This window comes from Streptomyces kryoterrae (genome assembly GCF_054072135.1).
In genome coordinates this window covers 7,804,461-7,824,541 of record NZ_CM133358.1, presented here as the reverse complement: position 1 = coordinate 7,824,541, position 20,081 = coordinate 7,804,461, and the positions used below count along the sequence as shown (strand labels likewise).

The following is a 20,081-nucleotide window of genomic DNA, read 5'->3' as shown; positions in this document are numbered from 1 at the left end:
AGGGTTCATTTCTGTGGCAGAGACATGGGTCAATTCAGCGGAGCGCATCGGCGCCGACCTCCATCTGGAACTGGAGTCGACGGGGCCGGGCGGGCGGCGGGCCGCGCTGATCCGTGCCCTGCGGGACGCCGTCCGCACCGGCCGGCTCCCGCCCGGCACTCTGTTGCCGCCGTACCGTTCCCTCGCCGCCGATCTCGGCGTGGCCCGCAACACGGTGGCCGACGCGTACGCCGAACTCGTCGCCGAGGGCTGGCTGACCGCCCGCCAGGGCTCGGGCACCCGGGTCGCGGAGCGCGCCGAACCTCTCGGGGCGGCGTCCCGTGTCGCCGTGAAGGCACCTCCACGCGCGCGTGGGCCACGGCACGACCTGCGCCAGGGCAAGCCGGACGCGTCGGGGTTCCCGCGTTCCGCCTGGCTGGCCTCGTACCGGCGGGCGCTCCAACAGGCGCCCAACGAGGCGTTCGGGCCCGGCGATCCGGCCGGCCGGGTCGAACTGCGGGAAGCGCTCGCGGAGTATCTGGCACGCGCGCGTGGCGTACGTACCGAACCCGCACGCATCGTCATCTGCTCGGGCTTCGCACACGCCCTGCGGCTCCTCTTCGGCGGCACGAGCGGCAGTGGGGGCGTTGACGCCGTACTGCGCGGGCCGTTGGCCGTGGAGGCGTACGGACTCGGCTTCCACCGGGAGCTGTTGGCCGCGGCCGGGGTACGGACCGTGCCGCTGCCCCTCGACGAGGACGGCGCACGGGTCGGTCTGCTCGACCGGGAGCGGGCCGTACTGCTCACGCCCGCGCACCAGTTCCCGACCGGCGGCCCGCTGCACCCCGAGCGCCGGGCGGCAGTGATCGACTGGGCACGCGCGCGTGGCGGACTGATCCTGGAGGACGACTACGACGGGGAGTTCCGTTACGACCGTCGGCCCGTCGGCGCGGTGCAGGGGCTGGACCCGGAGCGGGTGATCCATCTCGGCTCGGTCAGCAAGAGCCTTTCACCCGCGCTGCGGATGGGCTGGATGGTCCTTCCGGAGCGGTACGTGGAGCCGGTGCTCGCGCTGAAGGGTGAGCGGGAGGCGTGGACGAGCGCGCTCGATCAGCTGGCGCTCGCCGACTTCCTCGGGTCGGGGTCGTACGACCGTCATGTGCGGCGGATGCGGCAGCGGTACCGGCGCCGCCGTGACCGGCTGGTCGCCGCCCTCGCCGCGCACGCGCCGCATGTCGGGATCACCGGAGTCGCGGCCGGCCTGCACGCGGTGCTGCGGCTGCCGCCCGGGACGGAACGGTCGGCGGTGAAGGCGGCGGCCTGGCGGGGAATCGCCCTCGACGGGCTCGCGGAGTTCCGGCATCCCGAGCTCCACGAGTCGGAGAAGGCCCCGACCGAAGGCCGGGGTTCGATCGCACTCGACGGGCTCGTCGTGGGGTACGCGGCACCCTCCGAGCATGCCTACGGTGCGGCACTGGAGGCGCTCTGCCAGGCCCTTCCCCCGGGATGAGGGAGCACTGGCCGCGTCGCACCCGGTCGGCGAGGAGAGCAGCACCCTCACCCGGCGGGCAGCGGGCACATCACCACCGTCGCGGCGGATGCAAGGGTTCCTCGATGTGGTCGTCACGTCGTCCCGGGCCGGTGTTCGTGCGCTGCGGCGCCGCCGTCGGCCGTGCGCGGACGACGGCGGCGACGGATCTCGTCCGGACCGCCGAGCAGTCGCCGTCGGCGGCGGTCCGGCGCGACCCCGCGGTCGGACCGCCGTCATGGCAGTGAACCCGTGGCCCCCGTGAATCCCGACCCGTGAGCCCGCAGTCCGCAGTCCGTGTCAGGACGTGCGGCCCACCGCCCCGTACCCCGGAATCACGCCGTCCTCCTGGCCCGGGATCGGCTCGCCCAGCTCCGGATGCCACTTGTCGACCACCTCGACGCCGGGCTCGACCAGGTCGAGGCCGTCGAAGAAGTGGGCGAACTCGGTGCGGGAGCGCAGGGCGAGGGTGACGCCCGCGGCCTTGAGCTTCGCGGTCGCGGCAGCCGACTCCTCCGGGGAGAAGTCGGCGGTCGCGTGGGTCATCATCAGGTAGCTGCCGGCGGGCAGGGCGGCCAGCAGGCGGCCGACCAGGTCGTGCGCGCCGTCCTCGTCGGAGATGAAGTGCAGGAGGGCGACGAGGGAGAGTGCTATGGGCCGGTCGAAGTCCAGGACCTTCTGCGCGCCCTCGATGATGGCGTCCGGGTCGCGCACATCGGCCTGAAGGTACTCGGTGACGCCCTCCTCCGTACCCCGCAGCAGGGCCGCCGCGTGAGCCAGCACGATGGGATCGTTGTCGCAGTAGACGACGCGCGCGTCGGGCACGATCTCCTGAGCGATCTGGTGGAGATTGGGCTCGGTCGGGATACCGGTTCCGACGTCCAGGAACTGACGGACGCCGTGCCCGGCCAGCCAGCGCGTGGCACGCTGCATGAAGGCGCGGTTGACCTTTGCCATCACCGGGACGCGCGGGTCGAGCGCGAGCATCTGCCGGCCCATCGCCTCGTCGACCGGGTAGTTGTCCTTGCCACCCAGATACCAGTCGTACATCCGCGCGGGATGAGGCTTACTGGTGTCCATCTCGATGGGGTGCTGCCCGGTCATGGCGAACTCCGTGAATCTCTTCGGTCGCTGGCGTGGCAAGTGATCAACTGAGCACCAAATTAACCAATTTAGGGAATCGACTGAACGCAAAGGAACCGACGCCGCACAAACGGCCGGAACCGGACCTCAAGAAAGCAGGAAGTCGGCCTCCCCAGCCTTGGCGCCCTCGATGAAGGCGAGCATCTCGGCCGTGGTGTAGATCAGCGCCGGACCATCCGGGTCGGTGGACTGGCGTACGGCGATCCGGCCGTCGGCGAGTTTCATCGCCTCCAGGCAGTTGCCGCCGTTGCCGCCGCTCCACGGCTTGTGCCAGCCCTCGCTGCCCAGTTCACCGGCGGGCATGCCGTTGTAGATGCGGGCGCTCGCCCGTTCGGTGATCCGTTCAGTGGTCAGCTCATTGATTCGCTCGTGGCGTATCCGGGCCTTGGACGTCATGCGATCCATGCAGAGATTCAGAGCTCCTTGCGGAGATCCCGGAGGATCTCCTTCGTGCGATGTGCTGTAGCGGACTGAGCCGCCATGCGGTCCATGACCTCCAGGTGGGTGGCCACCTCGGTGCGCGAATCCAGATAGACGGCGCCGGTCAGGTACTCGCTGTAGACCATGTCCGGGAGTTCCGGCACGGCAAAACGGAACAGCACGAACGGCCCGTACGTGCCCGGGTGCGGCCCCGAGGAGAAGGGGGCGACCTGGATCGTGACATTGGGCAGGTCCGTGGCGTCGAGCAGTCTGTCGATCTGCGCACGCATCACCTCCGGGCCACCCACCGGGCGGCGCAGAACGGTCTCGTCCATCACGACCCACAGCCGGGGCGCGCCGTCACGGGTGAGCAGCCCCTGCCGTTCCATGCGCAGCGCGACATGGCGTTCGATGTCCTCGGGTCTGGTCTGGCCGATGGCGCCCGATTTCAGGACACCGAGGGCGTACTCCTCGGTCTGCAGCAGTCCGGGGAAGAAATGGGGCTCGTACTGGCGGATGAGGCTCGCCGCGCCCTCCAGGCTGACGTGCATGGAGAACCAGCCGGGCAGCACGTCATGGAACCGCTGCCACCACCCCGGCAGATTGGCGTCCTCGGCGAGCTGGACGAACGCCTCGGACTCCTCGTCCGAGACGCCGTACGACTTCAGGAGGAGCTGGAGGTACGGGATCTTGAGCGTGACCTCGGCCATCTCCATACGACGGACGGTGGCGGGGGCGACCCGGAGGATGCGCGCGGCCTCCTCGCGCCGCAGGCCCGCACGCTCCCGCAGGTCCAGCAGGCGCCGGCCGAGGACGACCTGTCCGACCGTCGGCGCGGACCGCGGTTCGCTCACGCTCCACCTCCATCGAGCACCGGCGAACGCCGGTGAAGATTCCTGACAGCCCGGCGGCGCCACCGGGAATTCGTTCGAAGGTTTATTCGAAAACCTGCCGAAAGTCCCAACTGGCGCCGCTCCGCGTGCTGTTGCGAGCAGTGTGCCACGCCGTTCCACTCCGTCACACCGCACTCTGCATTTTTCAGAGTGACACTTGCCAAGTGTTCACGGCGGGGAGATAGTGGCAAGCGTGATTCCGTCCCCGCCCTTAGGAACAGACGCCGCCGCGGACCGCTCCGGTCCCGGGTCCGCAGCCTCGCTGCGCCCCGGTACAGCGGCCGAGCGCCGGTTCCGCTTCGAGCTGGCCGCCCATCCGGGCTCGCCCGCGCAGGCCCGCCGCCTGACGCGGGCCCGGCTCACGGGCTGGTCGGTCTGCGAGGACACCTGCGACACGGCGGCCCTGGTCGTCACCGAGCTGGTCACCAACGCCATCGTGCACACCGCGAGCAGCCACATAGTCTGCGAGCTGCACGACGGAGACGACCTGGTGCGCATAGCGGTGCGTGACGAGGGCTGCGCTCCTGGTGTGCCCCATCAGTCGCCACAGCGCCCCGATGACGAGCAGGGGAGGGGGCTGCTCCTCGTCGAGGCCATGTGCAGGGCCTGGGGCGCCCAGGAACACGGCCCCGGCCTGCTGGTCTGGGCGGAACTCGCCCGGACGGGCGCCGAGGCCCACGACGGCACGGCGGCCCGCGGCGATCTCGGCTGGGGCGCGCCACCGCCCCGCCCCGGCACGGCCGGCGACCCGGAACCGGAGCCCGCCGACGACGCGCAGGCGCACCACGGACACCACGGGCGCCACCGGTTTCAGGGGCACGCGACAACGGGGACGGGGACAGAGGCCGAATGGGTGTAAGGGGTTCGTCCGCGGGTGGCCGGGTCGTCAGCATGGACACGCTGGTGCGCGTGAAGCGCGGCCTGCACAGTCCGCCCCACCCGGGAAACTCCCTGCACCTTCCGATACCGGACGGCATGACCGCCCCCCTGGGCTGCGACGCGGTGGCGGTGCCCGCCCGCTTCGGCCCCCAGATACTGCCCCGGCTACCGCGCGTGGGCTGTGTCTACGCGGACGCGGGCCACTGGTGGTGGCTCGTCCCCGCCGACTCCGACTACGCCCTGGAGTGGCCCTCCCCGGCGCACTACTCCACGGGAGCGGTGGTCCTCGACACCCCCCGCATCCCGCCCCTCCTGCACCGCCCGCACGACACCCTGCCGTACACCCCGCCGATACCCCTCTACCTCGCCCTGTGCCAGGTGACGGGGACGATTCCGACGTGGTCGAGGCCGATCAGCGCCTGAACCTCTTCACGAGGGGCCCGGCGGCCGTTTCACTCCCCCACGGCTCCGCCCGGGACGATCACCAGGAACATGTCCGTCGCGATGTCCATGACGACCTCCGCGGCCTGGCCCTCGAGGCGCCGCGCCTGCGCGAACTCCTCCGCGGGCCAGGAACCACGCGGTCCCCCGGCGGGAAAGCGTTCGAGCACCTTTCGCCCGTTCACCCTGCACCTCCATGTAGCGCTGATCTCATAGAGTTAAACGCTCATCATGGAGAAAGGTCCTCGCCAAATGACTGTACTGAGACGTAGTTGACACTCGTTCACCGCCGGATGTGAGGATGACCTCATCCTGTTACATCCTCTGCGCCCCTTTCGTCACCTTCCGTATCAGTTACTCGTACGCGTCGTGATGGCGCACCCGGTCGCCGCCCATCGGCGGTCCCAGGGGCATGAGGTCCAGGAAACTGGTGACCGAGCCGAGGCCTTCGAGGCCGCGTCCGTACGCCGGGTACGTGTGGAAGACCTGGTCACGGTCCCGCAGGAAGCAGCTCGCGCCGGACCGCTCGACGACCTCCCGCGCGCTCTCGGACGTCACCAGGATCGCGTGTACGGCGCCCGGGACACGGCCACGAACGAGGCGTCGCGTGCCCACAGGCGCGCCAGGTGACCGACGTCGTCGAGGAACTCCGAGCAGCCGGGGCAGCCCTCGGTCGACTCGGGGGCGAACATGAAGTGGTGGACGAGGAGCCGGTGGCGGCCCTCGAAGAGGTCGAGCAGGGTCGCCTTGCCGTCGCCGCCCTCGAACACGTACTCCGCGTCGACCTCGACCATGGGCAGCTCGCGACGCTCGGCGCCAAGCGCGTCACGCGCGCGTGACGACCTTCTCCTTGGCCAGCAACGCCTCGCGTGCCGCCCGTCACTCGTCGCGCGAAACGATCCGCGGCAGTGTCATCGCCCCTCCATGCCCCGTTGTGGAACCGTCCGTTCTCAGGGGTGGACCGGTGGGGCAAGCGAAACTCATCGGCGCCGGCGGCAGGACTTCAGGCGTCGTACTCCTGGATCCGCCTGCCGTGACTCCGGTCGACGAGCGCGGGCAGCCGCTCCCTCAGCTCCCGGACGATTCCCGGCACATCGAGGGTCAGCAGCTCGCGGTCGCGCATGAGGACACGGCCGTCGACGATCGTCGTACTGACGTCCGAGGAGCGGGCACTGTGGACGAGGGTGGCGGCGAGGTCGTGCACGGGCTGGGTGTGCGGCCCGGTGAGGTCCACGAGGATGATGTCGGCCTTCCGGCCCGGCGCGAGGCTGCCGATCCGCTCGCCGAGTCCCACCGCCCGCGCGCTCTGCAGCGTGGCGTGGTGCAGGGCCTGCCGGGAGGTCAGCCAGCGGGGGTCGCCCTCGGTCGACTTCTGGATCAGCGAGGTCAGCGCCATGGACTCCCACACGTCGAGCGAGCCGTTGGAGGCGGCGCCGTCGGTGGCGAGCCCGACGGGGACGCCGATCTCGCGCAGGGCGCGCACCGGAGTGGTGGTGGGCCAGGCGAACCTGAGGTATCCGCGGGGCGCGGTCGCCACGGCCGTACGTCCGTTCGTGCGCTCCAGTACGGGCAGGTCGCGCTCGATGATGCCGGTGCCGTGCGCGATGAGGACGTCGAGGTCGCCCGCCAGGATGCCGGCGCGGGCCAGGATCTCGATCGGGGTGAGGCCGTGCCGGGCGAGGCTGGTGTCGGTCTGGTCGCGGTTCTCGGCGGCGTGGATGTGCACGGGCAGGCCGTGTTCGCGGGCGAGGTCGGCGGTGGCGGCGAGGTCGGCGTCGTCGACGGTGTACGGGGCGTGCGGGGCGAGGGCGGTGGTGATGCGGCCATGGGCGCCGCCCCGGTGCCGCAGTGCGAACTCCAGCGACTTCTGGCGTCCTTGGGGACCTTGCGAGGAGAAGTACGCCTCACCGAGGTGCGCCCGGATCCCGCACTCCTCGACCACCGCGGCGACGGTCTCCATCGAGAAGTAGTGGTCGGCGAAGCAGGTGACACCACCGCGGATCATCTCGGCGCAGGCGAGCCGCGCGCCCAGCTCCACGTCGATGTCGGTGAGGTTGGACTCGATCGGCCACACGACGTCGTTGAACCACTCCTCGGTGGGGAGGTCCTCGGCGATCCCGCGCAACGCGACCATCGGGGCGTGCGTATGGCAGTTGATGAGCCCCGGCATGGCCAACTGCCCGCTCGCGTCGATGCGTTCACGTGCGTCCGGGAGATCGACGCCCACCCCGATCGCCTCGATGATCCCTCCCCGTACGACGATCGAGGCGTCCTCGGCGAACTCGATCCGTTCGCCGGCGTCGGTGTGGAGGAGAGCGGTGCAGCCGGTGATGACGAGATCCGCGGGAGCAGCGGGAGAAGGCGTCATGCGGCCACCGTACGGCGCGGTCGTGCCCGTGGGCGACGTGAACCGCGCATCCCGGCGCAGCCCTGTCGCCGGGGGCGACGGCGCGGGCACCCTGGACGCGTCACCGCGGAACTCGCGGAACCTGCTGGGACTTGAGGGGGAGCCGGCATGCTCGTCGCCACCTGGAACCTGGAGAACCTCTACCGCCCGGGCGGGCCGTCCGGCCCGAAGGACGAGGCGGCGTACGGGGCGAAACTCGCCGCCCTCGCCGCCGTGATCACGGAACTCGACCCGACGCTGCTCGCCGTCCAGGAGGTCGGGGACACCGAGGCGCTGGGTGATCTGGCCGGCCTGCTGGGCGACGGCTGGAGTGTCGCGACCTCGCGGCTCCCGGACAGCCGGGGCATCCGGGTGGGTTTCCTCGGCCGCGTGCCGTTCGAGGTGCTCGCCGACACGAACGTGTTCCCGGTGAAGCTGGCTCCGGTGCAGGTGGACGACTCGGGCCTGGAGATCTCCGTGGCGGGCCGCGGTTTCCTGGCGGTGGAGGCCGACATCGGGGGCGGGCCGGTACGGGCGGCCGTCGCCCATCTGAAGTCGAAGCTGCTGTCGTATCCGAACGGCCGCTTCCAGCCCCACGACGAGGGCGAACGGGCCCGCTTCGGCGCGTACGCCCTGTACCGGCGCACCGCCGAGGCGACCGCGCTGCGGGCCCTCGCGGACGGCCTGCTGGCCGGTGAGGGCCGTACGCGGGACGTGCTGGTCCTGGGCGATCTGAACGACGAGGTGCAGGCGGCGACCACCCAGATCCTGCTGGGCCCGCCCGGCTCGGAGATCGGCGCGCCCGGCTACGACCACGACGACAACGGCGATGCGACGCGCCTGTGGGACGTGGCTCCGCTCATCCCGGCCGAACAGCGCTACTCCCGGATCACCTCGGGGCGCCGCGAACTGATCGACCACATCCTCCTGAGCCACCGCCTGGTCCACCGCGCGGTGGAGGCGGGCACGGGCCTGCCGGGAAACGGCGCGCCCGCCCTCCCGTCGGTCGGCCCGGACCCGGAGGACCGACGGGACGCACCGGGCTCGGACCACGCACCGGTATGGGTACGCATCGACTGACACGATCAGCGCGGAACCGCCCTCAGCCCGCGAGGGGCGTCTCACCCGCGCGCGGGACACGCATTCGCAGCCCGGCGCGTTCGCGCCGTTCGGCGAGTTCGTCCAGGAGTTCGGAGAGGTGTTCGGTGTGCCGCCGGCTGAGGCGTCCGGTGTCGTCGAGGTGGACGGCACAGGCGGTTGCCGTGTCGACAAGTCGTTCGAGGGTGGCGGCGACCTCCTCCGTGCCCTCGGTGTGCCGTGCCAGGGCGGGCAGTTCGGCCGCGGAGTGCGCGATGGCGGTACGGGCCTCGGCGAGCGCGCGATAGGCCTCGCGACGCAGCATCCAGCGCGCGTGCCGGTCGTCCGAGCCGCTCATCACATGCTGGAGGTACGCCTGAGCGGCCTCGGCGGCCCGCGCCAGCCGCGCCCGAACACCCCCGCCGCGCTGCCCGGGCATCGGCAGATGTCCGACGATGAGTACGAGGGCACAGGCGACCAGCGTCTCGAGGATCCGGCTCCACGACGCCTGGGGCTCGCCGCCCACCATCACGAGGGCGAGCACGAGCACCGTGACGACGGCGGTCTGGGCGGCGAAGTGCCGGGTGGCGACCGGGATCAGCGCACCGCACACGGCGACGAGCACGACGAGCCCTCCAGGCCGGGGCAGAACAACGGCCAGCCCGGCGAACACGACGGCCCCGAGGACGGTCCCCGCGGCCCGGCACAGGACGCGCGAGACGAGCGGCCCCAGGTCGGGCTTGACGAGGAAGACCGCGGTGGCGGGAATCCAGTACCAGTGGGCGTGGTGCGTCGCCTGGGCGACGGCCGCCCCGGCCCCGAAGGAGAGCGCCACCCGCAGCCCGTACTCGCGTCCACCGGAGTCGACGGCCGTACGGAGCAGGGAGGCGACGGTACGGCGCCGGGTGTGCAGGTCGTGCGTGTCGCCGCCCCGGTCGAAGGCGTCGGCGGCGTGCAGCAGCGCGTCGTCGAGAGCGCGCAGCCCGGGTGCCGAGCGGGCGGGGGCGGGCAGCGGCCCGGTGTGTGTGTTGGTCCGTACGGCGGCGGCGAGGCGCCGGGGCCCTTCCGCCACGCGCGCGTGGAGAGCGTCCCCGGTCCAGGCGAGAGCGGTCGCGGCCTCGGCGAGGGGCAGCGCGGCGGCGTACTGGGTGCGCAGCCGCCGCTCGTCCCTCGAACTGGAGTACTGGCGGAGCCGGGGTCCGCCGAGGGCGTCCTGGGCGTGGTCGAGCGCGGCGGTGAGAGCGACGCGCCGGGCGCCGGCCTCGTCCGTACCGGCGGCGTCGAGGAGATGGGCGACGGCGTCGTACACCGCGGCGACGGCGGCACGTTCCCCGTCGAAGCGGAAGTCACCGGCGCCGCCGCCGGGGGTGGGCAGCGCGAGCCGCAGGGCGAGCAGCCAGCCGGCGCCCGCGACGAAGAACAGCGCCCGTTCCCAGCCCGGCTCGGGCAACGGCATCCCGGCCCCGATGGCGGCGGCGACGAGCAGTTGCGTACCGGCGCCGGACGCGACGGGCCCGATGGCGCTGACACCGCCCGCGAGGAGCCCGAGAACGGTGAGGAGAAGGGTCAGCGGCACAGCTCCGAACTGCTGTCCGGCGTACGTCCCGACGACCAGCCCGACAGCCCCCGCCGACGCGGGCACGCCGAGCCGCCTGACGGAGGAACGCCGGCTGCCCGGCCGGTCGTTGATCCCGGCGAGCATGGCACCGAGCGCGGCGACGACACCGAGGGAGGTCCGGTCGGCCAGCACGCCGGCCAGCAGCAACGGTCCCGCGGCCAGCGCACCCCGGACGACCGCGTTCCAGGGAACGGGCCCCCGCTGGGCGCGCAGCGCGTGGGCGAGCCAGGGCGGCAGGGCGAAACGCGGGCGCGTACTGGTGGGGCGTGACACAGGGCTCCTGTCGGGCGAGGGCGGGGTGCGATGCCTTCGGGCGACGTCGGCCGGGCTGTGGTGTCCACCGTAGATCGGGTCGGTGGAGGAGATGGGGCGCGAGTATTTCGAGGAGGTGACGGTCGGCGGGAAACCCGCGTTCTTTATGAACGCAACGCCGGGCACCCTCCCGCCTCCCGATGCCCCTGGCCCACGGCAGGAACGCCGAGGTCCGCACCCGAGATCCCGCCGAACCCCGCCACGCTACGCACCAACGGCTCGCGCAGCGCGGGTTCCTGCGGACGCCGACCCGGTCGCGTACGAACGGGCGTGAGAACACGCGGAGGCCCTGCGCCCGGAGAGCGCGGCGGCGCGCCAGACGCCGGCGCTCCTGGGCCGGGTCGCGGATTCGGCGTCCCCTCGCAGATCAGAGCCCTCATGACGATGGTTGAGGGCACGATCGGCTACGGACTCGGTCTGGTCCTGACCGCCCCAGAGCGAACCGTTCGACTCCTGGCTCCATGGCGGCTCGGGTGATTGTCAGTGGTGGGCGCTTCAATTGGAGGTGTCGTCACAGAGCGTCACGACCGAGCTACGGGGGAGGTAGCCATGGCTTGCCATGCCAGTGATCAGAGCTTCGAGGACAGCCAGGAACATCAGGGCTGTCAGCACGACGAAGGCTACGAAGAGGACGGGCAGCGGTACGTCTCCTCGGCGGGACTGCGGGCTCGCGGGTGGACCGGCGGGATGGTGCACCGGCTGCTCGGGACACCGGACCGCCTCAGCGTCAATCCACGGCTCAGGGCGGCGCCGCAGGTCAGGCTGTACCGCGTCGAGCGGGTCACGGCGGCCGAGCGGACCGACGAGTACCGGAAGGTGGCGCAATCCTCGGCGCGACGGTCGGAGGCGGTGCGGAACGCCGTACAGCGCCGCCGACTGGAGACCCTGGAGCGGATCAGGACCGAGCCGATCGAGGTACCGCGCCTGGACCCGGGCAAGCTGGCCCTGCGGGCGGTGGAACACCGGGCTCGTCAGGAGGCGGCGGCCGGCGGCCCGATCGAGCCGGCCGACGGAGGCTCCGCGCGGGAGACGGGCCATGTCGGCCGGGCTTCCCTCGCCCCCTGGAAGGTCGACTATCTGCGGCACCGGATGAGTCATTACGACCAGTTGCTGGACGGTCTGCCGGGAGGCGAGCGGGACTCCGGCCGGGCCGAGGCCGCGGAACTGCTCCGCCGACGGATCTGCGCGGCCATCGCCGAGGCGTATCCACCACTTGAACAGGAGTGCGAGAGGCAAACACGCGACCAATGAGCGGGTCCACCGCGAAGGTGAATCCCCAGGTGAGATCCCCTCCCGAGCCGGACAGGCACACCACCGACGTCCCTACGCTCCGGCCATGGAAGATGATCTCGCCCTGCGCGTGCACGAACGTCTGTCGGCGTGCCCCGGCCTGAGCCCGGTCGGGCCCGCCGAAGGGCAGCGGTTCGCACGCTGGGACCTGGCCTCACTCGCCGAGGGCGCCCTCGGCGAGTGCACGGATCCTGACTCGATCACGGCCTCGCACGAGAAGCGGTTACGCCTCCGACTCGGGGCGTCCGGACGGGAGTACGAACACGACGACTACTGCAGGAGGTACTGGATCCGGAACCCCACCGAGGACAGGGAAGGCGAGCGGCCGAGGGTGCCGCTCGGGACCATCGCCGTGGACACCTGGCCGAGCGGCGTGGGGTCGCTGCGCGTCTCGTCGCTGTACGTCCATCCCGTCGCCCGGCGGCGCGGCCTCGCCTCGTCGACGCTGGACACGGTGTACGAGGCGTGCCGCGCCGAGAGCCTGCACGGCTTCCGCCTCGACACGTGCTGGACCTGGCAGCGGAGCGTTCGCTACTACCTCAACCGGGGTCTGTGGGTGACGTCGTGGAAGCACGCGCTCGGGCTCGCCCGGCTGTCGTATCTGCCCCGGTACGAAGTCGCGGAGAGCGAGGGCGAGTTGACGTTCCTGGTGGCGGATCCGGATGCGTGCGCGCCCGGTGCCATGGTCCCGCTGCTCGTCGCCGCTGCCGTGGACGGGCGGTTGCGGCTGCGGGAGACCGAGCAGTACGCCCGTACCTGTGATGAGCTGAACGCCGTCCGGTACTACGCGCGGTCGACACTCGCGCTGCATCTCGCCGTGCGCGGACTGCCGTTGGTGAGAGGGAAGGAGGAATGGGCCGAGGCGGTCGCGGGCCGCTGGTGCGACATCGGCGACCCGGAGGGGCTCGCGCGGAAGATCGAGGTCTTCGAGCGAGTGGCACGCGACGACGGCTGGCGACTGACGGGCCTGTACGGCCAGTCGTCCCACACGCGCCACCTCTGACACGCCTTCGAGGCAGCCGAGAAGACCTGAGGCGCGAACGCAGGAACAACCACGGACGGACGGGCAGGCAGGCAGGCAGTGGACGCGGAGGGGCGGATCGTCGGCGTGGGCGGTCCCGTGCGACAAACGGAACAGGCGATCGTCGGCCTGGGTGCGCCACTCCGGACGGTCACCTGCCTCGGCCACCCGGGGCAGTTGGCGGAGATCACGGCAACAGCCGCCGTCCCGGAGCCGGAAGAGGACCCGAAGGCAGATTCGGAGGCAGATTCGGAGGCAGATTCGGAGCTGCCGGGCGCGCTGGGGCCGGTAAATCCAGGTGCGTTCGGCGCGGCACCTCTGACAGGCTCCGCCCCCGTGACCTCTTCCTCCCCCAGCCCGAAATTCACCCTCCGCCGTGCGACAGCCGACGATGCCGGCGCAGCGGCCGACGTCCTCCTTCGGTCCAGAGCCGCCGCCCTGCCGACCGTCGCCTGGCCACGGTCCGACGACGAGGTCCGCGACTACTTCCGGGACGTGGTGGTGCCGCACCACGAGACCTGGGTCGCGGACGCGTCGTCGGACGGGATCGTCGGCGTGATGGTGCTCGCCGGTGACAAGGTGTCGCAGCTGTACCTGCTCGCGGACTGGCGTGGCCACGGCATCGGCGGCCTTTGCATCGCCCTCGCGAAGGAGCGCAGCCCGGGTGGACTGACCCTGTGGACCTTCCAGGTCAACAAGCCCGCCCACCGCTTCTACGAACGCCACGGCTTCGTCGCCGTCGAGTACACGGACGGCAGCGGAAACGAGGAGCGGGAGCCGGACGTACGGTACGTCTGGCAGCCGTAGCCCGTGCAGGGGCATCGCATGCCCGGCCCAGGCTCACGACCGTGCGTTGCGGGCGAGTTCAAGGGCGTACGACGGCCACCACTGCCCGGCCGGCGGGCCACCCCGGCAGCCGCCGTCGGACTCGCCCGGCCGTTTGATCCACAGCTGGGCGTCGAGCCGCGGACGGCCGGTGACGGTCGTGGGCGGTGTCCCCAGGGCCCGTCCCGGCGGATTGCACCACGGCTCGGCGTCCGTACCGATACCTGTGTCGGTCGCGGTGTCAGTACCGGTGTCAGTACCCGTGTAGGGGCCGTTGCCGTTGCGGCTGGTGTCCACGACGTAGTGCTTGCCGCCGAGGGCCCTCGACAGTGCGTCGCCGTAGACCGAACTGTCCTGGTCGGTCTGGAAATTCGAGACGTTCAGGGCGAACCCGTCGGCCTGTCCCACCCCCGCCGCCCGCAACGCCTCGACCAGCCGCTCCGGCTGCGGAATCCAGCCGGAGTTGCCCGCGTCGAGGTACACACGCGCGTGCGGCTGCCGTTTGATCCGCTCGACCGCGTAGGCGAGCAGCGCGTACCGCTCCTGCGCTTCGACCTGGGCGCAGCCCGCGACCACCTGGGCGACGGCGTCCGGTTCGACGATCACATAGGCACCCCGGTCACCGAGGCCCGCCGCGAACTCGTCCGCCCAGGTGCGGTAGTCCAGCACGCCCAGGGCACCGCCACCGGAATACTGCCCGCAGTCCCGGCCCGGGATGTCGTACGCCACCAGCACCGCCGTCCGCCCGGCGCGCGCGGCGGCCGTGGTGACCGTCCGGACGACGGACCCAGGGCTCTGCCCGGTCACCCACTCGGCCTGGGGACGGCTCGCGATACGGTCCATCAGCTCGGCGTCCGCCGCACGCCCCACGACCCGCCACTCGGCGGCCTGCCGCGCCGCACGCGACCCAGGATCCACCCAGAGCGGTTCGAAAGCCGCCCCTACACGCCCCACCGCGTACTCCCCGGAACCGGCGGGCGCACCAGTCCCCGGCCCCGCCCTACGGTCACTCTCCTCCCCTGTCCCCAGCACCCCCACACAGCAGCCCCCTACGAGCAGTACGACGACAAGGGCTCGCGGCAACCACATGGGCAACCTGGCTGATCTGCGCAACCTGGGCACGGGCGACTCCGTTCCCGTCGCCGACGGGCCGTGCCGGCGACGACGATCCGACCTCCCCGGAGTCTGCGGTCACCACCGGCCGGCACCGCGCACAGCACCACCGAGCCGCCCCAGGATCACCCCACCGGCGGCCACCAGCCCCCAGACGCCGTAACGCACCCCCGGGTCGGCGAAGATGGGCCCATGACGAAGATCGAACCGCTCGAAGCAGTGCACGAGCCGACCGAGCGCTTCGACCGCGTCCCGGCCTCGGCCGGCAACAACCTGAAGGGCGACCTGTGACCGCCCGTACGGTGATCGGTGCCGCCCGCACCCGCCCCTGCACGCTGGTCGTCTGCCGTGGCTGCTGCTGCGGCGACCCGCGCAAGTACCCCGGCTACGACCACGACTGGCAGCTGGAGCGGCTGCGCGCGGCGGCCACGGCCTCCGCCGGGCGCCTCGCGGTCCGTACGACGGACTGCCTCGGCCCCTGCGACCAGGCGAACGTCATCGTCGTACAGCCCTCGGGCGAGGGCCGCGGACGGGGCGGGAAAGCCGTGTGGATCGGCTGGTCCATGGGCGACGACTGCACCGAAGAGATACTTCGCTGGGCGGAGGCGGGCGGCCCGGGTGTCGTCGCTCCCCCACCCACGCTGGAACTCCAGTTCGTACAGTCAGCGGGCGAACGCACCCGTGCCCGTCGTCGCTAGCCGCCGGCAGCCGGCTCAGCCACGGGCTGCGTACCGGTCCGTGGCCGCCACCAGCTCGTCCACCATGCCCGGCGCCCCCGCGTTGTGCCCCACCTCGTCGACGACGATCAGCTCACTGCCGGGCCAGGCGTGGTGGAGCCGCCAGACCGTGCCGAGCAGGTTCCCGGGGTCGAGGCTGCCCTGGACGAGGGTGCCGGGGATGTTCCCGAGCAGGTGCGCGTCGCGCAGTACGACGCCTTCCGCGCCCGCGTTCCCCTCGCCCAGGAAGTGGTCGTGGCCCCAGTAGTGGGCGACGGTCCGGGCGAAGCCCATGCGGAACACCGGGTCCTCGTAGCGCGGTACGGAACGGGGCGGTGCCGGGATCATGGCCGTCTCCCAGTCGGTCCACGCCCGTGCGGCACGTGCCCGGACCTCGGGGTCGGGCGACTCCAGCAGCCGGTTGTACGCGGCGGCCAGGTTCCCGTCCCGTTCGTCCTCGGGCACCCCGGCGCGGAACCTCTCGAACGCCTCGGGGAAGAGAGTCCCCAGTCCCCTGGTCAGCAGGGCCACTTCGGCGTCGGATCCGGTCGCGACCGCGGTGAGCACCAGCTCGGACACGACCTCCGGATGCGTCTGCGCGTACCGCAGCCCGAGCACCGACCCCCACGACACGCCCCACACCAGCCACTGTTCGATTCCCAAGTGCCGCCGCAGCAGCTCGAGATCGGCCAGGAGGTGGTCTGTCGTGTTGACGCTCATGTCGGTGTCGTAGGCGCTCGCGTGCGGTGTCGAACGCCCGGCCCCGCGCTGATCGAGCAGCACGATCCGGTAGGCGGACGGATCGAAGTACCGCCGGAAGTTCGCACTTGCCCTCGATCCCGGCCCACCGTGCAGCATCACCGCCGGCTTGCCCCGCGGATTCCCGCAGACCTCCCAATGGACGTGGTTGCCGTCCCCGACATCGAGCATGCCGTGGTCGTACGGTTCGATCTCCGGATACAGGCCCATCAGGGCAAGGTAACGTGCGGACGCCGGTCCGGTGGCGCCGATTTCCACCGCCGCCGCTCTCTCCGCTGATGGGGCAGACCGGCGGCGCTCGCCGCGTCCCGCAGCACGTCCTGGAGCATCGCGGGCGTGAGGCGGCCGGTGAAGGTGTTGCGCCGGCTGACGTGGAAGCAGCCGAGGAGCGGCAGCCCGCCGCCGAGCGTGACCCGCGCCCCGTGTGCGAAGGCGGGGCGCGGACGCGGCACGCTCCAGCCGGCCGCGTCGAGGACGGGCAGCGTCGCCTGCCAGCCGAACGCCCCGAGCACCACCACGGCCCGCAGCGTCGGCCGAAGCAGTTCCAGCTCGCTCACCAGCCATGGCCGGCACGTGTCCCGCTCCTCGGGCGTCGGTTTGTTGGCGGGCGGAGCGCAGTGCACGGGCGAGGTGATGCGTACGCCGTACAGTTCGAGCCCGTCGTCGGCGCTCACCGATCCGGCCTGCGACGCGAGCCCCACCTCGTGCAGCGCCTCGTACAGCACATCTCCGGAGCGGTCCCCGGTGAACATCCGCCCGGTCCGGTTCCCGCCGTGGGCGGCGGGCGCCAGCCCGACGATCAGCAGCCGGGCATCCGCCGGCCCGAACCCCGGCACCGGCCGCCCCCAGTAGTCCCAGTCCGCGAAGCCGGCCCGCTTGGTACGGGCGACCTCCTCCCGCCACGCGACCAGCCGAGGGCAGCGCCGGCACCCGGCGATCCGCTCGTCCAGCGCGGTCAGCCCGGCCGGGCCGTTGATGTCCATACGTCCACGGTAGAGCTGTGGACGCCTGCCGCCCCGGAGCCAGGCGCCGAAGACAGGATCAGGTATCAGGACCAGGTATGAGAACCAGGACCGGAAAAACCCGTCCTGTCCGCCCGATCCGGAGTACTAAGGTCGAGGGCATGGCATCTGGCAGGGCTTCCGAGGGCGCGGACACCGAAGGCAGCGCACACGCCGAAGACGGCACCATGACCGACACCGCATCGGCCCCGCCGGTCGCGCCTGCGGTGGCCGCGGCCGACGCCGCCCGTCCGGCGAGCGGCGAGACCGTCCGCATCGACAGCTGGATCTGGTCCGTACGTCTCGTGAAGACCCGTTCCATGGGCGCGACCGCCTGCCGAGGCGGCCATGTGCGCGTCAACGGCGAGCGGGTGAAGCCCGCGTACGCCGTACGCGTCGGTGACGAGGTCCGCCTCCGCCACGACGGCCAGGAACGGATCGTCGTGGTGAAGCGCCTGATCCGCAAGCGGGTCGGAGCCCCGGTGGCCATCCAGTGCTACGTCGACAACAGCCCTCCGCCGCCACCCCGCGAGGCCGTCGCCCCGGCCGGTATCCGCGACCGCGGCACGGGCCGCCCGACGAAACGCGACCGCCGGAGCATGGAGCGCCTACGGGGCCTCACCGCACCCGACGACGCCTCGTAAGGTCGCCGCCACCACAGGCCCCTCTCCCCCAAGGCCCGCAGGGACGCGACCCGGCGCGGCCCCGTGTATACGGCAGCGGCGCCCGAGCGGGTCTCCACGACCCGCCGAACGCCGCCCCCGGCCGCACGCCGACACCCTCACGCCCGGCGCCGCACCAGCCGCAGCAGGTCCGCGTTGTGTCCTCGGCGGGCCCAGGCGATGAGGGCGAGCGGCACGATGAGGATCAGCGGTGTCGCCGCGTACTGCCCGTCGAAAACAGCGACCTGCACGATGAACGCGCCCACCATCAGCGCGCCCAGTGCCATCGCGGCCACCGACTGCAGCACCGGGATCAACAGCGCGACGGCTCCGGCCAGTTCGAGCGCTCCGATGGTGTACATGCCCGCGCTGCCCCAGCCCATCCTGTCGAAGGACTCGGTGGCCGACGGGTGCGCGATCAGCTTGGGCAGCGCGCTCGCGAACCCGTAGAAGAGGGCGAGCACCACCTGAAGCGCGCGCAGCGCGATCCGGGCGCGCCGCCCGCGAGCCGACACGGACCTGGCGGAAGCGACCTCCGTGGTGGAGGTGGAGTCGAGAGAAGTCGCGGGAACGGTGGTCTCGGACATGGAGGTCTCCTGTGTGAAGCGGTTCGCGTTGCTTTCACAGAGGTAGACCCGGCATCGGCCCGGAACTCATCGCCGTTCGGCGGGACTTCTCAGACCGGGCGCAGAGCCTGGTGCGGTCCACTGGGAAGTTCGACCTTGACCGTGTCTCCGGGGCACACCTCACCGCCTTCCTTCACGACGCTCATGATTCCGGCCTTGCGGACGACGTTCCCTGCGTCGTCCCGTCCGACCACCCGCTTCAGCAGGCCGTCCTGGAAGTCGTCGATCTGACGACAGGGGTTGCGCAGGCCGGTCACCGCCAGGACCACGTCGTCGCCGATGTGCAGGAGGGTGCCGACCGGAAGCGCGAGCAGATCGACGCCTTGGGTGGTGATGTTCTCGCCCAGTTCTCCGGGCGCCACCCCGAACCCCTCCTCACCGACCTCTGTGAGGAGCTCCTCGTGTATCAGATGGACCTGGCGCAGATTCGGCTGCGTGGGGTCCTTCGCCATGCGCGAGCGGTGCTTGACGGTCGTCCCGGCATGCACGTCCCCCTCCACACCCAGCCCTGCCAGGAGTCTGACGCTGTCCCGGTTCGGTTTACTGAACGAGTACCCGCCGTTGCTGCTGACCGCCACGACCATGCCGCTCATCCTCAGAATCCCCTCGCCCGCGTATTCCCTGTTCGCTACACGCTTCCCCTACCCACTCACCGCCCTCACCCAGACCCCGTCCTCCGTCAGATACCGGTCCACCGTGAGCCCCGCTTCCCCCAGAGCCTCCTCGAACTGCTCCGGTGTCAACGGCCGGGCCAGGAAGGTCTGGGTCCACACCGCGTCCGGGAACTCGTACTCCGCGCGCACCGAGTGGACGCCGTCCCCGACCGGCTCCGACGACACCAGCCGTATCGTGGACCCGCTCGGGCCGACTCGCTCGCGCGGCAGGTTCGTGTGATAGTCCGCGCCCTCGCGCTGGATCAGCACATGGCCGTCCTTTGCGAGGTGCCGGGCGCAGGTGCGCAGCAGCCCCCGCCTGACCTCTGCGTCCCCGGCGTGCACGAGGAACGACGCGAGCATCACCACATCGAACTTCTCGCCCAGATCGAGATCCTCGATCGGGCTGCGTATCGTGCGCGCGCCCCGGACGCGCTCCAGCATCTCGGCCGACTCGTCCACCGCCGTGACCGTGAACCCGCGCTCCAGGAGCGGGTGGGTCATGCGTCCGACGCCACTGCCGAGTTCCAGGATGTGCGCGCCTGCGGGCACCGCCGCGGCGATGATGTCCGGCTCGTCCCCGATCGGCAGCCTCGAGTAGAGCTCCACCGCGCAGCCGTCCGGGGTGATCGCCCCCGGTCCTGTGCCTTCGTATCCTTGTCGCGTTCTCAGCCTCATACCCGCACAACGGCCCGTGCCGGCACGGCCGTTCCCACCTCTGGCCTGTTCACCCGTTCGA

Annotated in this window: 22 protein-coding genes and 1 pseudogene; 10 read left to right on the top strand and 13 right to left on the bottom strand. The window is 71.5% G+C overall.

Features of this window, described 5'->3' with window-relative positions:
- The first annotated feature begins 13 nt into the window (after window positions 1–13).
- Both pdxR and ACW4TU_RS34695 read left to right on the top strand, forming a co-directional pair.
- On the top strand, window positions 14–1,489 hold the full coding sequence (gene pdxR, locus ACW4TU_RS34700) for a MocR-like pyridoxine biosynthesis transcription factor PdxR (RefSeq protein WP_457419766.1): 1,476 nt from the start codon (window positions 14–16) through the stop codon (window positions 1,487–1,489).
- Window positions 1,490–1,593: 104 nt separating this feature from the next.
- Complete coding sequence (locus tag ACW4TU_RS34695; protein ID WP_457419764.1) at window positions 1,594–1,755, top strand: hypothetical protein; 162 nt, start codon at window positions 1,594–1,596, stop codon at window positions 1,753–1,755.
- A 52-nt stretch (window positions 1,756–1,807) separates the two neighbouring features.
- On the opposite strand, the gene ACW4TU_RS34690 is transcribed toward ACW4TU_RS34695, so the two are convergent.
- From ACW4TU_RS34690 to ACW4TU_RS34680, 3 genes are all read right to left on the bottom strand, one after another.
- Window positions 1,808–2,611 (bottom strand): SAM-dependent methyltransferase, encoded by an 804-nt coding sequence (locus ACW4TU_RS34690; protein WP_457419762.1) that lies wholly within the window; start codon window positions 2,609–2,611, stop codon window positions 1,808–1,810.
- A 126-nt stretch (window positions 2,612–2,737) separates the two neighbouring features.
- Window positions 2,738–2,953, bottom strand: a complete 216-nt coding sequence (locus tag ACW4TU_RS34685; RefSeq protein ID WP_055525969.1) for a DUF397 domain-containing protein — start codon at window positions 2,951–2,953, stop codon at window positions 2,738–2,740.
- A 110-nt stretch (window positions 2,954–3,063) separates the two neighbouring features.
- Window positions 3,064–3,924 carry a helix-turn-helix domain-containing protein gene (locus ACW4TU_RS34680; RefSeq protein WP_457419760.1) on the bottom strand — a complete coding sequence of 287 codons (861 nt, stop codon included), beginning with the start codon at window positions 3,922–3,924 and terminating at the stop codon, window positions 3,064–3,066.
- Between the two features lie 223 nt (window positions 3,925–4,147).
- Between ACW4TU_RS34680 and ACW4TU_RS34675 the strand changes: the two genes are divergently transcribed.
- Complete coding sequence (locus ACW4TU_RS34675) at window positions 4,148–4,822, top strand: ATP-binding protein (protein WP_457419758.1); 675 nt, start codon at window positions 4,148–4,150, stop codon at window positions 4,820–4,822.
- Window positions 4,813–5,265, top strand: a complete 453-nt coding sequence (locus ACW4TU_RS34670; protein WP_457419756.1) for a hypothetical protein — start codon at window positions 4,813–4,815, stop codon at window positions 5,263–5,265. Before ACW4TU_RS34675 ends, ACW4TU_RS34670 begins: the two co-directional genes overlap by 10 nt.
- A gap of 29 nt (window positions 5,266–5,294) precedes the next feature.
- On the opposite strand, the gene ACW4TU_RS34665 is transcribed toward ACW4TU_RS34670, so the two are convergent.
- From ACW4TU_RS34665 to ACW4TU_RS34655, 3 genes and pseudogenes are all read right to left on the bottom strand, one after another.
- Window positions 5,295–5,468, bottom strand: coding sequence for a hypothetical protein (locus ACW4TU_RS34665; protein WP_457419754.1), 174 nt, complete (start codon window positions 5,466–5,468; stop codon window positions 5,295–5,297).
- A 169-nt stretch (window positions 5,469–5,637) separates the two neighbouring features.
- A pseudogene (locus ACW4TU_RS34660) lies at window positions 5,638–6,144 on the bottom strand (DUF899 family protein).
- A gap of 142 nt (window positions 6,145–6,286) precedes the next feature.
- On the bottom strand, window positions 6,287–7,651 hold the full coding sequence (locus ACW4TU_RS34655) for an amidohydrolase (RefSeq protein WP_457419752.1): 1,365 nt from the start codon (window positions 7,649–7,651) through the stop codon (window positions 6,287–6,289).
- Between the two features lie 147 nt (window positions 7,652–7,798).
- Here ACW4TU_RS34655 and ACW4TU_RS34650 point away from each other — a divergent pair, with 147 nt between their 5' ends.
- Window positions 7,799–8,749 carry an endonuclease/exonuclease/phosphatase family protein gene (locus ACW4TU_RS34650; protein WP_457419750.1) on the top strand — a complete coding sequence of 317 codons (951 nt, stop codon included), beginning with the start codon at window positions 7,799–7,801 and terminating at the stop codon, window positions 8,747–8,749.
- A 22-nt stretch (window positions 8,750–8,771) separates the two neighbouring features.
- Here the strand turns inward: ACW4TU_RS34650 and ACW4TU_RS34645 are convergent, their stop codons facing one another.
- Window positions 8,772–10,637, bottom strand: coding sequence for an FUSC family protein (locus ACW4TU_RS34645; protein ID WP_457419748.1), 1,866 nt, complete (start codon window positions 10,635–10,637; stop codon window positions 8,772–8,774).
- Between the two features lie 588 nt (window positions 10,638–11,225).
- Here ACW4TU_RS34645 and ACW4TU_RS34640 point away from each other — a divergent pair.
- From ACW4TU_RS34640 to ACW4TU_RS34630, 3 genes are all read left to right on the top strand, one after another.
- Window positions 11,226–11,927 (top strand): hypothetical protein, encoded by a 702-nt coding sequence (locus tag ACW4TU_RS34640; protein ID WP_457419747.1) that lies wholly within the window; start codon window positions 11,226–11,228, stop codon window positions 11,925–11,927.
- An 85-nt stretch (window positions 11,928–12,012) separates the two neighbouring features.
- The gene (locus tag ACW4TU_RS34635; protein WP_457419745.1) at window positions 12,013–12,969 is read left to right on the top strand and encodes a GNAT family N-acetyltransferase; all 957 of its coding nucleotides are present in this window, start codon (window positions 12,013–12,015) and stop codon (window positions 12,967–12,969) included.
- Window positions 12,970–13,323: 354 nt separating this feature from the next.
- Window positions 13,324–13,794, top strand: a complete 471-nt coding sequence (locus ACW4TU_RS34630) for a GNAT family N-acetyltransferase (protein WP_457419743.1) — start codon at window positions 13,324–13,326, stop codon at window positions 13,792–13,794.
- Between the two features lie 33 nt (window positions 13,795–13,827).
- Here ACW4TU_RS34630 and ACW4TU_RS34625 read toward each other — a convergent pair whose 3' ends face one another.
- Window positions 13,828–14,901, bottom strand: coding sequence for a glycoside hydrolase family 6 protein (locus ACW4TU_RS34625; protein ID WP_457419742.1), 1,074 nt, complete (start codon window positions 14,899–14,901; stop codon window positions 13,828–13,830).
- Window positions 14,902–15,212: 311 nt separating this feature from the next.
- On the opposite strand from ACW4TU_RS34625, the gene ACW4TU_RS34620 reads away from it, so the two are divergent.
- Window positions 15,213–15,623 (top strand): (2Fe-2S) ferredoxin domain-containing protein, encoded by a 411-nt coding sequence (locus tag ACW4TU_RS34620; protein ID WP_457419740.1) that lies wholly within the window; start codon window positions 15,213–15,215, stop codon window positions 15,621–15,623.
- Between the two features lie 15 nt (window positions 15,624–15,638).
- Here the strand turns inward: ACW4TU_RS34620 and pip are convergent, their stop codons facing one another.
- Both pip and ACW4TU_RS34610 read right to left on the bottom strand, forming a co-directional pair.
- Complete coding sequence (gene pip, locus ACW4TU_RS34615) at window positions 15,639–16,610, bottom strand: prolyl aminopeptidase (RefSeq protein WP_457419738.1); 972 nt, start codon at window positions 16,608–16,610, stop codon at window positions 15,639–15,641.
- The gene (locus ACW4TU_RS34610) at window positions 16,610–17,383 is read right to left on the bottom strand and encodes a uracil-DNA glycosylase (RefSeq protein WP_457419736.1); all 774 of its coding nucleotides are present in this window, start codon (window positions 17,381–17,383) and stop codon (window positions 16,610–16,612) included. The genes pip and ACW4TU_RS34610 overlap by 1 nt, the downstream gene beginning before the upstream one ends.
- Before the next feature lie 140 nt (window positions 17,384–17,523).
- Here ACW4TU_RS34610 and ACW4TU_RS34605 point away from each other — a divergent pair, with 140 nt between their 5' ends.
- Entirely contained in the window at window positions 17,524–18,045 is a 522-nt protein-coding gene (locus tag ACW4TU_RS34605) for an RNA-binding S4 domain-containing protein (RefSeq protein WP_457419734.1), read from the top strand.
- Between the two features lie 137 nt (window positions 18,046–18,182).
- Here ACW4TU_RS34605 and ACW4TU_RS34600 read toward each other — a convergent pair whose 3' ends face one another.
- From ACW4TU_RS34600 to ACW4TU_RS34590, 3 genes are all read right to left on the bottom strand, one after another.
- Window positions 18,183–18,650: a DoxX family protein gene (locus tag ACW4TU_RS34600; RefSeq protein WP_457419732.1), complete on the bottom strand. Its 468-nt coding sequence runs from the start codon at window positions 18,648–18,650 to the stop codon at window positions 18,183–18,185.
- A gap of 89 nt (window positions 18,651–18,739) precedes the next feature.
- Window positions 18,740–19,282 (bottom strand): MOSC domain-containing protein, encoded by a 543-nt coding sequence (locus ACW4TU_RS34595; protein WP_457419730.1) that lies wholly within the window; start codon window positions 19,280–19,282, stop codon window positions 18,740–18,742.
- A 48-nt stretch (window positions 19,283–19,330) separates the two neighbouring features.
- Window positions 19,331–20,020, bottom strand: coding sequence for a class I SAM-dependent methyltransferase (locus ACW4TU_RS34590; protein WP_457419728.1), 690 nt, complete (start codon window positions 20,018–20,020; stop codon window positions 19,331–19,333).
- Window positions 20,021–20,081: the final 61 nt, after the last annotated feature.

Bases quoted from the DNA above. Each gene is read 5' to 3' on its own strand.
- ACW4TU_RS34695 (WP_457419764.1), top strand. From the start codon at position 1,594: ATGTGGTCGTCACGTCGTCCCGGGCCGGTGTTCGTGCGCTGCGGCGCC.
- ACW4TU_RS34690 (WP_457419762.1), bottom strand. From the start codon at position 2,611: ATGACCGGGCAGCACCCCATCGAGATGGACACCAGTAAGCCTCATCCC.
- ACW4TU_RS34685 (WP_055525969.1), bottom strand. From the start codon at position 2,953: ATGCCCGCCGGTGAACTGGGCAGCGAGGGCTGGCACAAGCCGTGGAGC.
- ACW4TU_RS34670 (WP_457419756.1), top strand. From the start codon at position 4,813: ATGGGTGTAAGGGGTTCGTCCGCGGGTGGCCGGGTCGTCAGCATGGAC.
- ACW4TU_RS34655 (WP_457419752.1), bottom strand. From the start codon at position 7,651: ATGACGCCTTCTCCCGCTGCTCCCGCGGATCTCGTCATCACCGGCTGC.
- ACW4TU_RS34650 (WP_457419750.1), top strand. From the start codon at position 7,799: ATGCTCGTCGCCACCTGGAACCTGGAGAACCTCTACCGCCCGGGCGGG.
- ACW4TU_RS34640 (WP_457419747.1), top strand. From the start codon at position 11,226: ATGGCTTGCCATGCCAGTGATCAGAGCTTCGAGGACAGCCAGGAACAT.
- ACW4TU_RS34635 (WP_457419745.1), top strand. From the start codon at position 12,013: ATGGAAGATGATCTCGCCCTGCGCGTGCACGAACGTCTGTCGGCGTGC.
- ACW4TU_RS34625 (WP_457419742.1), bottom strand. From the start codon at position 14,901: ATGTGGTTGCCGCGAGCCCTTGTCGTCGTACTGCTCGTAGGGGGCTGC.
- pip (WP_457419738.1), bottom strand. From the start codon at position 16,610: ATGGGCCTGTATCCGGAGATCGAACCGTACGACCACGGCATGCTCGAT.
- ACW4TU_RS34610 (WP_457419736.1), bottom strand. From the start codon at position 17,383: ATGGACATCAACGGCCCGGCCGGGCTGACCGCGCTGGACGAGCGGATC.
- ACW4TU_RS34605 (WP_457419734.1), top strand. From the start codon at position 17,524: ATGGCATCTGGCAGGGCTTCCGAGGGCGCGGACACCGAAGGCAGCGCA.
- ACW4TU_RS34600 (WP_457419732.1), bottom strand. From the start codon at position 18,650: ATGTCCGAGACCACCGTTCCCGCGACTTCTCTCGACTCCACCTCCACC.
- ACW4TU_RS34595 (WP_457419730.1), bottom strand. From the start codon at position 19,282: ATGAGCGGCATGGTCGTGGCGGTCAGCAGCAACGGCGGGTACTCGTTC.
- ACW4TU_RS34590 (WP_457419728.1), bottom strand. From the start codon at position 20,020: ATGAGGCTGAGAACGCGACAAGGATACGAAGGCACAGGACCGGGGGCG.